The sequence below is a fragment of the Alteromonas sp. AWQ4_252 genome (assembly GCF_056158205.1).
In genome coordinates this window covers 2,495,738-2,509,704 of the sequence record NZ_JBSWSV010000001.1, presented here as the reverse complement: position 1 = coordinate 2,509,704, position 13,967 = coordinate 2,495,738, and the positions used below count along the sequence as shown (strand labels likewise).

The following is a 13,967-nucleotide window of genomic DNA, read 5'->3' as shown; positions in this document are numbered from 1 at the left end:
TTTATTCTCGCTTTTGTTCAGCGGTTTCAATCGCACGGTCATCTTCAGACGGTGCATCCAGTGTAGCCGTCGCAGGCGGCTCAGTTTGGTCGTCCAGTGCCTCAAATACATCAGAACTGGGAAGATCGGCCAAAGATTTTAACGAAAAATAATCTAAAAACTGGCGTGTTGTCGCGTACAAAGCAGGCCTGCCAGGCACTTCTTTATACCCCACCACTTTTATCCAGTTTCGTTCGGTAAGCGTACGCACAATATTACTACTTACAGCAACGCCGCGAACGGCTTCTATCTCACCACGAGTGATAGGCTGTCGATACGCTATAAGTGCTAGCGTTTCGAGCATGGCGCGGGAATATCGAGGTGCATTCTCCTGCCACATTTTGCTCAGCCACGGGCTTAAACTATCTAAAGACTGAAAGCGGTAACCACTAGCCACTTCAACCAGTTGAACGCCCCTGGGCTGATAGTCCAGAACAAGCGTATTTAGTACGTCATTAAGCGCCCTTTCGCTCACCTGAAAATCCGATAAAACGGTTTCCCTGAGTGTAAGCTTAGACATGGGCGCATCGGCCACAAACAGCGCGGCTTCGACTAATTGCTTGAGCTGTTCTTTATTGATTTTCTTCATGCTGGCCTAATTTTACATGAATTCTCGAATAAGGTCCTGCCTGAACGCACAACAATAATTGTTCTTTCACGAGCTCAAGAATAGCTAAGAACGATACCACCACGCCACCTCGACCTTCCTCCAGCGTGAACAAAGCGTCAAGCGGTGTGTAGGTGTCGCTGTTCACCATGGAGAGGATCTGGCTCATTCTCTCCCGGGTACTTAGTACTTCACGCTCAATGGTATGATGCTCAAATGCTGCTGCGCGTTTCATCGCATGACTAAACGCCAAAACCAATTCCTGTAAGCTAACCTCAGGTTCTACCCTGATGGGGGCAACGCTCTCGGTCACGTCCGCTTTCACTGCAAAAATGTCCCGCTCTAATCGGGGCTGGGTATCGAGTGATTGCGCGGCAACCTTAACCGCTTCGTATTCTCGCAGACGACGAATTAATTCCGCTCTTGGGTCTTCTTCTTCATCGTTATCATCGCTTCGCTTTGGCAACAACAGACGAGATTTTATTTCTGCTAAAATGGCCGCCATAAGTAAGTACTCAGCCGCCAACTCCAGTTTCAGGCTTTTCATTACCTCAACGTATTCCATGTACTGGGCAGTAATATCCGCAACAGGCAATGCGGTAATATCAAATTTCTGTTTGCGAATTAGATACAACAGTAAGTCTAAAGGCCCTTCAAACGTTTCCAGAATGACCTCAAGGGCATCCGGTGGAATAAACAGATCCTGCGGTTTTTCTATGAGAGCTTCACCGTGGATAAACGCCAAAGGCAAAGGCTGCTGCACCGGTTCGGGTGTTACATGCTCTTGTGCGTTATCCACTTCACTCATAGACATTCTTGCGCGATTTTAAAGAAACGGCGTTGGGTCGCCGCTACCTTCCCTAATTACTTCGGCGGTTCCCTCAGAAAAATCGATAATGGTTGTGGGATCTTCGCCTAAATACCCGCCGTGTATGATGAGGCCAACCTGTTTTTCCAGCTTGTCACGAATATCATCAGGATCAGATTCTGCGATATCATTACCAGGTAAAATCAATGACGTAGACATCAACGGGGCATCTAATGTTTCTAAAAGCTTTAATGCGATGATGTTATCAGGCACGCGAATACCAATGGTTTTGCGCTTGGGGTTTTGTAACCTTCTGGGCACTTCACGAGTAGCTTTAAACACAAATGTGTACGGTCCAGGGGTATTGTTTTTAATTAATCGAAAAGCACTGTTATCGACTTTTGCGTAAAAAGATAATTCAGACATATCCCGACACATTAGCGTGAAGTTGTGATCCTGCTCAATCTGCCGTATCTGACAAAGCCGCTCAAGAGCACGCTTATCTTCCATTTGACAACCAATGGCATAGCCAGAGTCAGTGGGATAAACCACCACTTCGCCCTGACGAATAAGTTCTGCAGCTTGATTGAGCAAACGCTGTTGAGGATTATCCGGGTGTACATAAAAAAACTGACTCATAACCTTTTCCTCGATGATTATTGACACACTGCCCAGTTGTGCCAGATAGGCGTAAGCGACGACGCAATGCCCAGGTTTTTTCCCAGCTCTGTCCAGCGGGACGGAAAATGAAAATCAGAGCCAGCAGATGCTAAAAGCTGGTGTGTTTCTGCCAACTCATTAATAAGTGCTTGTTTATCCGAACTTATTCCCGGAAAAGCGGTTTCCATAGCATCGCCGCCTAAGGTAGCAAATTCTGCAACCAGCCTGCGAAGCCATTTCGCGGTCATATCATAATGAGCAGGATGCGCCAGGACAGCCTGCCCACCCGCTTTATGAATAGCTTCTATTGCCGGAGCCATGCCTGGCCAAACGGCTTTCACCATTGCCCGCTTCCCTTTGCCGAGGTATTTTTTAAAGGCGCTATCCATGCTGCTTACGCCGTATTCATTCACCAGAATACGGGCAAAATGTGCCCGGGTTACCTGCCCTTCCCCAGCTGCAGAAAACGCTTTTTCAGTAACACCGTCAAACCCGCACTTCGATAGCTTATTACCTATTTTAAGCGCACGTTCGCATCTTATTGATGTCTGTTCGACTAAAAACTTCTGAAGGAATGCATCGTCTCGCTGAACGTTGAGCCCAACAATATGAATATCAAAACCGTGCCATGCTGTGGAAATTTCAACACCGTCGATGATGGTCATAGCCCGTTTCTGGCAAGATTGTGTTTTGTGAGCTTCATGCAGGCCTGCCACGGTATCGTGGTCGGTAATAGCCAGCACATCCACCTGCATGTTATGGGCACGAAGCACAAGTTCCTCTGGTGTAAGGTGCCCGTCTGAGTGTTTTGTATGACTGTGTAGATCTATTTTCAATGTCTTATGCAAATTTCCGGTTGACACAACTTCAATTTTGTTTTCTTCTATAGGGCATATTATACGTACTTACCCCTTCGATGCCTATCGAAGAATTTAGAGAGAAGACATGCAAAAGCAATCTGCAGTTTCTGTTGTAATCAACGCTGTTTGGTGGTGGCACTCCCAGTAATGTCGGGCGGTGTATGCATGAGTGCGTAAAAGAACACATTAAAGGCCCGTCTAACGGGCCTTTTTTTTTAATCGCAGCGGGAGAGAATGCGACAATGAGTTTAGCAGAACTGGGCACTGAACCAGGTAAAGTGGAAACAATCGAACAACGGGGAACGTATCTTCACGACCCGCTAGCGGCATTTACGCACGTTTGTGCAAACAAAGCTAATGCACTGCTGCTGGAATCTGCAGAAATAGACAGCAAGGATGATTTGCAAAGTTTGTTGATGGTCGACGCTGCCATGCGTCTGGTGTGTAAAGGCAATCAGGTAATTTGTACAGCACTGACAAAAAATGGTGAGTCTGTATTACCTTTGATTGAATCCCACTGCCCGGCTGGTACAGATATAACGCGGGAAAACAATTCAGTGATCCTGACCTGTCATGATGCCGATAGCAGCCTTGACGAGGACAGCCGCCTGAAAGCAGCGAGCGTTTTCGACACATTACGCTTGCTGGTGAGTGACATAACCCCTATCAGACAACATCCCCATGCCGTCTTTTTAGGAGGTGTGTTTGCTTATGATTTACTTGCTACCTTCGAGGTGTTGCCCGATGTACCCGACGGAGAGAACGATTGTCCAGATTACGTTTTCTACCTGGCAGAGACACTACTCACGGTAGATCATCAATCCAGGGAGACCAATTTAATTGGCAGTGTATTCAGTGGCGCCAACGTGGCTCAAAGCTATTTTGATGTTGCTCAGCGTTTGGAGGATCTGCAGGCAAAGCTTGACCATATACCTCAAGCAGCTCCACTTAAGGCAACCGCACAGGCAGACACTACAGACATTGATATCGACAAAAGCGATGAACAATATATAGACGACGTGATAAATCTGAAATCCCACATTCTCTCCGGCGATATTTTTCAGGTTGTTCCTTCACGCACATTTTCGCTTCCTTGTCACAACCCGCTTGCTGCATACGCTCAGCTAAAAGTTAGTAACCCCAGCCCCTACATGTTTTATATGCAGGATGTTGACTTCACAATATTCGGCGCATCTCCCGAGTCAGCCATAAAATATGAAACACAAAGCAACCAGGTAGAAATCTACCCTATTGCTGGCACACGCCCTCGGGGTAAACGTCCGAATGGCGACATCGACGCCGATCTAGATAGCCGTCTCGAGCTCAACCTTCGCGAAGACAGTAAAGAAAAAGCGGAGCACATTATGTTAGTGGACTTAGCCAGAAATGATGTGGCAAAAGTGAGTGAGCCAGGCACACGGTTTGTGAAAGATTTGCTCAAGGTCGATCGCTATTCTCATGTTATGCACCTGGTCTCCAGAGTTGTCGGCCAGCTTAGACACGATCTTGACGCCCTTCACGCCTATCAGGCGTGCATGAATATGGGGACGTTAGTAGGCGCGCCGAAAGTCAGTGCTGCCAACCTTATACGGCAAGTAGAGCAGAAGCGCCGGGGGAGTTATGGCGGCGCTGTAGGCTACCTCAACAGTAACGGTGACATGGATACTTGTATTGTTATTCGTTCTGCCTACGTAAAAAACGGCCGCGCATACATCCAGGCGGGCGCGGGCGTGGTTTACGATTCTGACCCGCAATCTGAGGCTGACGAAACCCGCGCCAAAGCCCAGGCCGTGATTAATGCTGTTAAACGTTCACTAACGCCAGGAGAATAATATGCGTGACAACATTACGGTTTTTCTGTTGGATAACGTCGATTCGTTTACCTATAACCTGGTAGACGAACTTCGGGCGCTGAACTTACATATTATTGTGTACCGAAACACTGTGGATGCTGAGTTGCTTTACACTCGCATGCAGGAAGAAGCAAAAAAAGCACCGGTTCTGTTACTGCTTAGCCCGGGACCTGGTGCGCCCCATGAAGCTGGCTGCATGCCTGCACTTCTTGCGAAAGTGCAAGGCACTTTTCCAGTATTGGGTATTTGCCTTGGTCATCAGGCCATTGTTCACCACTATGGTGGCATTGTAGATCGTGCTGCAGAAGTTATGCACGGCAAGTCCTCTGCCATTACCCACACTGGTGAAGCCATGTTTGCGGGTTTACCCCAACCCCTGCATGTAGCCCGTTATCACTCGTTGGCGGCCACATCATTGCCAGAAGGGCTCAACCCCATCGCACATTTTGGCGACACCACCATGGCGGTGTATCACGAAGCAGATAGAATGCTAGGCTTTCAGTTTCATCCGGAATCCATACTGACCGCAGAAGGCAGCCGTCTTTTACTGCAAAGTATTCATTATTTAACGAACGAGGAGCCAGCTGATGTTTGATGCGTCTCTTTTACTTGAAAAACTTTTTGACAAACAGCACTTGAGTCAGGCTCAGTCATTTGCTCTGTTCAACAGCATTATGCGCGGTGAACAGCCGGAAGCAATACTGGCGACTATTTTGACGGCACTGAAACTCAATGGCGAATCGCCGAATGAAATTGCCGGTGCGGCCAGTGCAATGGTGTCAAATGCTCAGCCCTTTCCCACACCAGACTACCCGTTTGCCGACATCGTCGGTACCGGTGGCGACGGCCACAACACTATAAATATATCCAGTGCAGCTGGTGTGGTTGCGGCAAGTTGTGGCGTGAAAGTAGCAAAACACGGCAATCGAAGTGTGAGTAGTCGCTCAGGCTCAGCAGATTTATTTCGCGAATTCGGCCTTAAACTCGACATCACTCCTGATGTTGCCAGACAATGCCTTGATGACGCGAATTTCTGTTTTTTGTTTGCCCCCGTATATCACGCAGGTATGCGTCACGCCGCTCCCATCCGTCAGCTTTTGAAAACCCGAACAATATTTAATATTCTCGGTCCATTGGCCAATCCAGCTGGCCCGACGCATGGTTTGTTCGGCGTTTACTCCCCTCACCTACTTGATTCCTACGCGCAAACCCTTATGCTGCTTGGCCAGCACAGAGCTATGATTGTTCACGGCGACGGCCTGGATGAGCTTGCCTTGCACGGCGAGTCACAAATTGTAGATTTGGAACACGGTGATTTGCGCAAGTTTACTGTTTCAGCAGAAGATTTTGGTTTACCTTCCTACCCGTTAAGCGCCATTGAAGGGGGCGAACCTGAAGATAATCGCAAGATGATAGAAGCTGCCCTTGCCGGTGAAGGGGAAGAAGCTCATCGCGCCGCAATTGCTATGAATTGTGCAGCCTTGTTGAAGCTCACTGACAAAGTCGCGACATTCAAAGAAGGAGCTGAAATGGCAATGGAATCAATGAATAAGGGCAACCCGCTTTCTGTTTTGAAAAAAGCGGCCACAATCAGTCATCAGGAGAGTAACATCGATGAGTAATGTGTTAGCGAAGATTGTCGCCGACAAACACGTTGAACTGGAAACCCTAATGGCAGAGATGCCGTTGGCATCGTTTGTCGACACCCTCACGCCATCGACCAAAAGTTTATTCAAAGCGCTTAGCGAAGAAAATGCCGGTTTTATTTTTGAGTGTAAGAAAGCGTCGCCATCAAAAGGGCTCATTCGTCCGGAGTTTGACCTTGATGAAATACTCAATGCCTATACACCTTTCGCGGCTGGCATCTCGGTACTCACAGATAAGAAATACTTTCAGGGCAGCTACGATTACCTGGCCTATGTGACCGCCCGAGTACCTCAACCGGTACTTAACAAAGATTTTTTCGTCAATGAATATCAGGTGTACTTAGCAAGGTATTATCAAGCTGACGCTATTTTACTTATGTTAAGTGTGTTGGACGATGAGCAATATCGTATTTTATCAGCCCTTGCTGACACCCTTTCCCTCGACGTCCTTACCGAAGTGAGCAACGAAGAGGAAATACATCGGGCCATTGCACTGAAAGCTAAAATCATCGGAATTAATAACCGGGATCTTCGCGATTTATCGACCAATTTAGCCACCACAGAAAAGCTGGTGCCGCTACTTGATAATGCAACCCACGATTATGTGGTTATTTCTGAATCAGGTATTTACACCAACCAGGACGTGCGTCGTCTTGCTCCCTTGTGTCAAGGGTTCTTAGTGGGCAGCGCGCTGATGGCACAAAGTGATCTTGAGGCTGCGGTAAAAGGCCTGGTTTACGGCGACATCAAAGTATGCGGCCTAACCAGAAAAGAAGACGCCCAAGCCGCGTTCGCACAAGGTGCCAATTACGGCGGATTGATCTTCGCAGAAAAGTCCAAACGCTGTGTATCTTTAGCCGCTGCAACAACCATCGTCGAGTCAGTACCGGGGCGTTATGTTGGTGTATTTGTTAATCAAGCCACTGACATAGTTGCAGACATTGCAAACGACCTGTCTCTATACGCTGTTCAGCTTCACGGTGACGAAGATGCAACTTATCGGCAAATTTTACGTCAGCAATTACCTGCAGGATGTCAGATTTGGCAGGCCGTTGGAGTATCTGGCAACCTGCCAGACACCATCACCGAAACCCTGAATGACGATCTCGTAGATAGAGTTTTACTCGATTGCCAGGTGGGTAAAGAAAAAGGCGGTACTGGCCAGGCTTTTAACTGGCAATTGCTCAAAGACATTGAAAACAAAGAAAAGCTGATTATTGCCGGTGGCATTAATACGGAAAACTTTGTCGATGCACTTAATACGGGTGCCGGTACTGTCGATGTGAATTCTGGTGTAGAAGACGCACCAGGTCAAAAATCTGCTGAAAAGCTGGCTGCGCTGTTTTCTATAGCGCGGCATTATTAACGCAACATAACAGGATCATTCATGAACCAACTCGATTCAAAATTTGGGGATTTCGGTGGCATGTATGTGCCGGAATTATTGATCCCAGCATTAGATCAACTCGAACAGGAATTTATCAAAGCTAAAGACGATCCTGCCTTTCAGAAAGAATTTACCGATCTACTCAAAGACTACGCGGGGCGGCCAACTGCCATGACTCTCACCCGCAATTTGGTGAGTAACCCGAAGGTAAAACTTTATCTGAAACGAGAAGACTTGCTTCATGGCGGTGCCCATAAAACCAATCAGGTACTGGGACAGGCACTACTTACAAAGCGCATGGGCAAAACGGAAGTCATAGCGGAAACCGGCGCAGGTCAACATGGTACGGCAACAGCGCTGGCTTGTGCACTGCTCGGACTAAAAGCGCGAATTTATATGGGTGCGAAAGACGTAGAGCGCCAGGCGCCTAACGTGTTTAGAATGCGTCTGATGGGCGCAGAAGTGATCCCCGTGAACGCAGGCTCTGGCACATTAAAAGATGCGGTAAACGAAGCATTGCGGGATTGGTCTGCAAACTATGACAAAGCACACTATCTGTTGGGTACAGCCGCTGGCCCTCATCCATTCCCCCATATCGTGCGTGAATTCCACCGCATGATTGGCGAAGAAACAAAAGCGCAAATTCTGGAAAAAGAAGGCCGGTTGCCCGATGCTGTGGTGGCATGTGTGGGGGGTGGTTCGAACGCCATTGGTATGTTTGCTGACTTTATCGACGACTCGTCAGTTAAACTCATCGGGGTGGAACCTGCGGGTAAAGGGCTTCACACCAAAGAGCATGGTGCCACTATTTGTACTGGCTCGAAAGGAATTTTACACGGCGCATACACTTACATAATGCAAGACAAAGAAGGACAGATTGAAGAGAGTTACTCTGTGTCTGCAGGTCTTGATTATCCCGCCGTTGGGCCGCAGCATGCCCATCTGGCTGACATCGGTCGTGCTGAATATGTAGCCGTTACCGACGACGAAGCTTTAAACGCTTTTCAGCTTCTGGCCAGAAAAGAAGGGATTATTCCTGCCCTCGAATCATCCCACGCGCTGGCTCATGCATTGAACATGGCCGATGAAGCTGAGGACGACACCATTATAGTAGTCAACCTGTCCGGCCGCGGCGATAAAGACCTTGCGCACGTTATCAACATTTTGGGAGAAGATTTCAATGGATCGCTATAGTGAAATGTTCCAACGCCTTGATGAGGTAAACCAAGGCGCTTTCGTTCCCTTCGTCATGGTGGGTGACCCGGATATTGAGACCTCAGAAAAAATCATTTGTCAGTTAATTGAAAGCGGCGCAGATGCACTCGAGCTCGGTATACCCTACAGCGATCCCATCGCCGATGGCCCAACTATTCAGGCAGCAAGTATACGTGCGTTGAACAATCACGTGACACCTGAGGGCTGCTTTGGTTTGCTTAGCCGGGTACGTGAAAAATATCCCGACGTCCCTATTGGCCTTTTGCTTTACAGCAACCTTGTTATGGCCAGAGGCATTAGCGAATTTTATGCTCGGGCGAAAGCAGCGGGGGTAGACTCCATTTTAGTTGCCGACGTGCCTTTGCGCGAAGCCTCGCCATTTATCAGTGCCGCAACAGCCGTAGATATTGCTCAAATACTCATTGCGCCACCAAATGCCACTGAGGAAACACTAAAGGAAATTGGCAAGCATTCTGCTGGCTACACCTACTTGCTGGGCAGAGCTGGCGTCACGGGCGTAGAAACGGCGGCCGATATTCCTGCAGATACGCTAATCAGTCAGCTCAGCGCCTATGAATGTGCGCCACCACTACTTGGTTTTGGTATTTCATCACCGGCTCAGGTGCAAACAGCCATTAAAGCCGGTGCCGCGGGCGCTATTAGTGGGTCAGCTACGGTGAACATCATTGCCCAGCATCTTAACGATGTTCCGGCCATGCTGGCCAAATTAGATGAATTCGTCGGTAGCATGAAAGCTGCAACGCAAAAGGAAAGTTAACGATGTATTACATGATTTGCGCAACCGATTTTCCAGATAGCCTGGACAAACGACTCGCTGCTCGCCCGGCTCATTTAGCCCGCCTTAACGCGCTTAAAGACGAAGGGCGTTTATTTGTGGCAGGCCCCTTCCCTGCCATCGATAGTGAAGACCCGGGCCCTGCCGGTTTTACCGGCTCATTAGTGGTGGCAGAATTTGACTCACTCGAAGCTGCACAACAATGGGCCGATGCTGACCCTTACGTAGAAGCAGGAGTGTATGACACGGTAGTAGTAAAACCGTATAAGAAAGTCCTTCCCTAACTTGCTTTTCCCTTTGGCTTTGAGCAGTCGACGTATACAGCTCAAAGCCACTCTTTTATCGATACTAATGAACTAAGTCTGACTGTCTTTTGTGTACGTGAAGCAGACAATGGCGCACTCATTGCGAGCGACAGATAAGAAGCGAGCCTCTTTCAAAAAAGAGGTTCGCGATCGACGTTTTTTAAGAATAAGGCTTAATTTCTGAGTGATTTGATTCGAGAGGAATTAGCTTAATTGCCGAATTAACCTTTATCCTTGTTCAACAACCCCATCAAACCAACAAGCGAAGCGAATAAAACAGCTCCTACTGGCCAGATAATCCAGGTGATATCCCATCTCATTGTCCAGAAGCTCCAAGCTAGATAAACGGCAACCAATAATGGCCAGTAGAAAGCGGCAAGTGCTTCAACCTTTTGAGTCTTCTTTTTCTCACGTGGGTGGTATTCACCTTCTTTGATTAAAAGACTGTATGCATTGTATTCAGTCGACGCAGGAATTATCAGGTACAAACCCGCTGAGATCATAAAAAACAGCACACACAGCATTTTTAAAATTAAGTCAGTCGCTCCACTGTTAATCACAACGAATAGAAAGGGGACAACGCTTAAAATAAAGAAGCCGATACCAATCGATAACTTCTGATGATAGCCTGGGCTCATTTGCTGAAGCTTTTCCTTAAAGATGCCTCTCACACCATATTCCAGCTCAAATTCATCTTTTTCAATCGAATCAATTTCGCTCGAAAGCTGACCGGTTCTTACAAAGAAGCTAACACCCACAGACACCATCACAAGCATTATTACAATTCCGCTTAGTGTCGCGTTATTAGAAGTCAGTTTCATTTGTTCTGTTTCTGCCATCGATAAAAGCAAAAACAGAGGGACGACTGAACAAACACACAAAAGAACGCCTTTTACGGTAATTCGGCTGTTGATATCTTTACATTCAACATACCGGTTAGCCTGAGCAAGACTAATGTTGTTCACGCCTGGCTCAACTTCACCTCCGATTGACTCAATAGTCTCCACTTCATCTTTTAATAAGTAATCGGTGGTCACGCCAAAAATATCCGCCATTTTGATGATTTTGTTTAAATCCGGGATGCTATTGGTGCTTTCCCATTTAGAGACGGACTGTCTTGAAACACACATTTTCTCGGCAAGTTCTTCTTGAGACCATGCCAGTTGTTTTCTTAATTTGATAATTTTATCTGCAAGTATCATTGCGTTGATTCCTCTGTCTGAAGCTGTAGCCAGAATAGGAAAATGGGCAGTTGCGAACTACCAATCAGGGACGGAATTTTGTCAACCAGTGGTTGCAATTTAGATTGCTCGTGTGAATTACACAATAAAATAACTAAAATATCAGAGCGTTATAAAAAATACATTAAAAATGTACGTTTATTGTCTGAAGCTGCAAGGACTCTGGCAATAAGGTATTCACCCTGCAAATATTACCAGCTAAAGATCCTGAAATTCAGAACGATGGCAAGCGCTGGTTTTAGGAGCCGGGGGAGGGTCTACTGGATTTTAAAGGTTGTTTACACTGGCAACACACGTGGCCCAGATTCGATTACGTGAGCAATAATTATGGTCATGATGATACTGAGCTGACTCAGTGGACAGAATCTTTTGACAATTAACTACGCGAAGGCTAGTCACTTTTCTAAATGCTGAACGTCCGCTCCTTGTCTCAAGATGCCTGTGAGCTCGTAGGACTTCTGTGTACGTAAAGCGGAAGTTGGCAATAATAAAACTTAAGTTCAGTATTGAGCGACTAACAGGCACTCGACTTTATTTAATCGAACGACCTCTGCGAGGCAGCAAGCTGACGTAGCTTTTTCCTAAGATTACTGATGGCCTTGTCTAAAAACGGCCTGTCAGACAGCAAAATAAGTGTTAACTGGTAATATAGTTACTACAAAGTAGTTTAGTAATTAAATCGATAGCTCCCCTTCGTAATTACACTACTACACTTTAGTGTTAGTGACTTGGTGATCACAATTATTTATCACATTCCCTGTAAATTGTAGGTCCTACCACATCTTGTATCAGCAAGGTCAGTTTTTTCTTCGTTAGTTAAACCACCTGCGGGTATTATCCGCCTAAACAAAGCTTCATCCATGCATCTTGAGAAATCAAGATATTTATCAGTATGATCCTTGTAAGAACTTATAAGATAGTATACCGGTCTGAAATAGAGTTTCTGTTTGGTTGTAATGTTGTAGCCTTCGTAAGACATTGATATATCAGCGCCATTGTCTAACAGATATGTAATTGCTCTGTCTGCTTCTTCTTGAGTTAATGAACTCGTATAACTATGCTTCAATGTAACAGGGTTATAATTTCTGTTAATTGCATAAATTAATAATGTAAAGCCATTAGGGCTGCCTTTTCTGACATTGATATTGACCCTTGCTACCATTCGTTTGTAATGTTCAAAATCTTTAATTCCATGGTGATATTGATTAAGCCAGAAAAAATCATCTTCGGATATAAAATCTTTCATTTTTAACATAACAATGTCACTGGTTGGGCGTTTATAAAATTGATAATCTGATTCCCTAAAAAGAGAATACTCCTCTGGTTCCTCGGATTTGCCAATTGCTTCTGGAATGATTTCATTACTTGTAGATGATTTAGCTTGTGGGGGGTTATTATATGTCCTCTGCACTTCAGAAATTTGTTGTGCTTGTGTGCCAATATCCGCAGTATTGTCTCTGTTGTAGTCATTGGTTTCATTTTTATTGTCGCCATCAGAAAACACCGCTATGCAGACTATAAAAAAAGCTATGGCTCCAAAAAAGTTCAGCACACCGCCTTTTTTGGCTGGCTTGGAAGTTTTTCTTTTTTGCTTACTTTTACCTTTTCTTAACTTTTCAAGTTCAGCTTGTTGTCTATATTTTTCCCTAATTTGGGCTGAGCGTGCGGCATTTTGCTTATCTAACGAATTCGCCATGGCCCCATCGAAAGAACCGGGCCGAGATGGGTCGTATTCGCCGGTTCCATAACCACTAACATAGCCATCGTTATAATCGTCATTATTGCTCATACTCTTATTCCTATAATCAACTTATAAATCAAATTATTTGTAGCAAGTACAATTTATTTATTCATTGAGGTTTAACCTAATATCGTTCATTATATAAATGACTGCCTTTAACTTGTATTGGTAGAATAAAACAGTCCACATAATTAATGCAAGAAGGACTCAACTAAATTAATCTTGATATTTTCTTGGTTCATAAATTAGGTATTATTAGTTAATTGGGAGACTGATTACTAAAATCCCAAATTTACTTTACACTGCAAAAATATTGTGGCGCAATTGAAATTAACGTCTTCGCTTTTTTAAAAATGCTTTCCCCAAAAGCGTTATCATGGTATTTACGAGCACCTAGCTGCTCTATAAGTTGTGTTCAGCAACAAAACATTTCCAGTCTTTACCTGTAGAATAATTCTCAGTATGTGTGATGACCATATGATTAGGCCCTTCTACGACACCAATTGTTATTGCGAAATATTTTTTTTAGTAAACTTTGACCTACTTATGACCGCTACTGGATGGCAACCGCCATACAAAAATGGCTTTATCAATATCGGGAATTGGCACAAACCGGAACTTCCGCTTCTTGTCTTTAACTGCCTGTCGGGTTAAATCTTATTCGTCTCTATACAATAAGCATCTGACATTTGCTTCAAGATGACCTGTTCTGCACTTTATGCAGGCTCATCCCATATTCGATTAAGTTTAGACCGTAGCTGCGCTTACAAAGCTTTGTTAAAAACACAAACCTGCAAGGTTAGGATACA

Annotated in this window: 13 protein-coding genes; 7 read left to right on the top strand and 6 right to left on the bottom strand. The window is 45.6% G+C overall.

The features are described 5' to 3' along the window. Position 1: 1 nt before the first annotated feature. From scpB to ACXACM_RS11170, 4 genes are read right to left on the bottom strand one after another with little or no spacing between them, the layout of a single operon-like run. Entirely contained in the window at positions 2-628 is a 627-nt protein-coding gene (gene scpB, locus ACXACM_RS11185; protein ID WP_474821765.1) for an SMC-Scp complex subunit ScpB, read from the bottom strand. After that, a complete protein-coding gene (locus ACXACM_RS11180) occupies positions 612-1,460 on the bottom strand; it encodes a segregation and condensation protein A (RefSeq protein WP_474821763.1) in 849 nt (282 codons plus the stop codon). The genes scpB and ACXACM_RS11180 overlap by 17 nt, the downstream gene beginning before the upstream one ends. 12 nt (positions 1,461-1,472) lie before the next feature. Next, entirely contained in the window at positions 1,473-2,093 is a 621-nt protein-coding gene (locus tag ACXACM_RS11175) for an L-threonylcarbamoyladenylate synthase (RefSeq protein WP_474821762.1), read from the bottom strand. 17 nt (positions 2,094-2,110) lie between these two features. After that, complete coding sequence (locus ACXACM_RS11170; protein WP_474821761.1) at positions 2,111-2,950, bottom strand: PHP domain-containing protein; 840 nt, start codon at positions 2,948-2,950, stop codon at positions 2,111-2,113. Positions 2,951-3,216: 266 nt separating this feature from the next. On the opposite strand from ACXACM_RS11170, the gene ACXACM_RS11165 reads away from it, so the two are divergent. From ACXACM_RS11165 to ACXACM_RS11135, 7 genes are read left to right on the top strand one after another with little or no spacing between them, the layout of a single operon-like run. Next, positions 3,217-4,806 (top strand): anthranilate synthase component 1, encoded by a 1,590-nt coding sequence (locus ACXACM_RS11165; RefSeq protein ID WP_474821759.1) that lies wholly within the window; start codon positions 3,217-3,219, stop codon positions 4,804-4,806. A 1-nt stretch (position 4,807) separates the two neighbouring features. Beyond that, positions 4,808-5,422, top strand: coding sequence for an aminodeoxychorismate/anthranilate synthase component II (locus ACXACM_RS11160; protein WP_474821758.1), 615 nt, complete (start codon positions 4,808-4,810; stop codon positions 5,420-5,422). After that, on the top strand, positions 5,415-6,449 hold the full coding sequence (gene trpD / locus ACXACM_RS11155) for an anthranilate phosphoribosyltransferase (RefSeq protein ID WP_474821757.1): 1,035 nt from the start codon (positions 5,415-5,417) through the stop codon (positions 6,447-6,449). Before ACXACM_RS11160 ends, trpD begins: the two co-directional genes overlap by 8 nt. Next, a complete protein-coding gene (gene trpCF / locus ACXACM_RS11150; protein WP_474821756.1) occupies positions 6,442-7,839 on the top strand; it encodes a bifunctional indole-3-glycerol-phosphate synthase TrpC/phosphoribosylanthranilate isomerase TrpF in 1,398 nt (465 codons plus the stop codon). Before trpD ends, trpCF begins: the two co-directional genes overlap by 8 nt. Before the next feature lie 21 nt (positions 7,840-7,860). After that, the gene (trpB, locus tag ACXACM_RS11145) at positions 7,861-9,054 is read left to right on the top strand and encodes a tryptophan synthase subunit beta (RefSeq protein ID WP_474821754.1); all 1,194 of its coding nucleotides are present in this window, start codon (positions 7,861-7,863) and stop codon (positions 9,052-9,054) included. Beyond that, entirely contained in the window at positions 9,041-9,853 is an 813-nt protein-coding gene (trpA, locus tag ACXACM_RS11140; protein ID WP_474821752.1) for a tryptophan synthase subunit alpha, read from the top strand. Before trpB ends, trpA begins: the two co-directional genes overlap by 14 nt. A gap of 2 nt (positions 9,854-9,855) precedes the next feature. Next, positions 9,856-10,155, top strand: coding sequence for a YciI family protein (locus ACXACM_RS11135; protein WP_474821751.1), 300 nt, complete (start codon positions 9,856-9,858; stop codon positions 10,153-10,155). Between the two features lie 242 nt (positions 10,156-10,397). Here ACXACM_RS11135 and ACXACM_RS11130 read toward each other — a convergent pair whose 3' ends face one another. Both ACXACM_RS11130 and ACXACM_RS11125 read right to left on the bottom strand, forming a co-directional pair. Beyond that, a complete protein-coding gene (locus tag ACXACM_RS11130; RefSeq protein ID WP_474821750.1) occupies positions 10,398-11,378 on the bottom strand; it encodes a helix-turn-helix domain-containing protein in 981 nt (326 codons plus the stop codon). 787 nt (positions 11,379-12,165) lie between these two features. Next, positions 12,166-13,206, bottom strand: coding sequence for a hypothetical protein (locus tag ACXACM_RS11125; protein ID WP_474821749.1), 1,041 nt, complete (start codon positions 13,204-13,206; stop codon positions 12,166-12,168). Positions 13,207-13,967 lie beyond the last annotated feature (761 nt).

Excerpts from the sequence above, each read along its gene's own strand:
- scpB (WP_474821765.1), bottom strand. The coding sequence starts at position 628 with ATGAAGAAAATCAATAAAGAACAGCTCAAGCAATTAGTCGAAGCCGCG.
- ACXACM_RS11180 (WP_474821763.1), bottom strand. The coding sequence starts at position 1,460 with ATGTCTATGAGTGAAGTGGATAACGCACAAGAGCATGTAACACCCGAA.
- ACXACM_RS11175 (WP_474821762.1), bottom strand. The coding sequence starts at position 2,093 with ATGAGTCAGTTTTTTTATGTACACCCGGATAATCCTCAACAGCGTTTG.
- ACXACM_RS11165 (WP_474821759.1), top strand. The coding sequence starts at position 3,217 with ATGAGTTTAGCAGAACTGGGCACTGAACCAGGTAAAGTGGAAACAATC.
- ACXACM_RS11160 (WP_474821758.1), top strand. The coding sequence starts at position 4,808 with ATGCGTGACAACATTACGGTTTTTCTGTTGGATAACGTCGATTCGTTT.
- trpD (WP_474821757.1), top strand. The coding sequence starts at position 5,415 with ATGTTTGATGCGTCTCTTTTACTTGAAAAACTTTTTGACAAACAGCAC.
- trpCF (WP_474821756.1), top strand. The coding sequence starts at position 6,442 with ATGAGTAATGTGTTAGCGAAGATTGTCGCCGACAAACACGTTGAACTG.
- trpB (WP_474821754.1), top strand. The coding sequence starts at position 7,861 with ATGAACCAACTCGATTCAAAATTTGGGGATTTCGGTGGCATGTATGTG.
- trpA (WP_474821752.1), top strand. The coding sequence starts at position 9,041 with ATGGATCGCTATAGTGAAATGTTCCAACGCCTTGATGAGGTAAACCAA.
- ACXACM_RS11135 (WP_474821751.1), top strand. The coding sequence starts at position 9,856 with ATGTATTACATGATTTGCGCAACCGATTTTCCAGATAGCCTGGACAAA.
- ACXACM_RS11130 (WP_474821750.1), bottom strand. The coding sequence starts at position 11,378 with ATGATACTTGCAGATAAAATTATCAAATTAAGAAAACAACTGGCATGG.
- ACXACM_RS11125 (WP_474821749.1), bottom strand. The coding sequence starts at position 13,206 with ATGAGCAATAATGACGATTATAACGATGGCTATGTTAGTGGTTATGGA.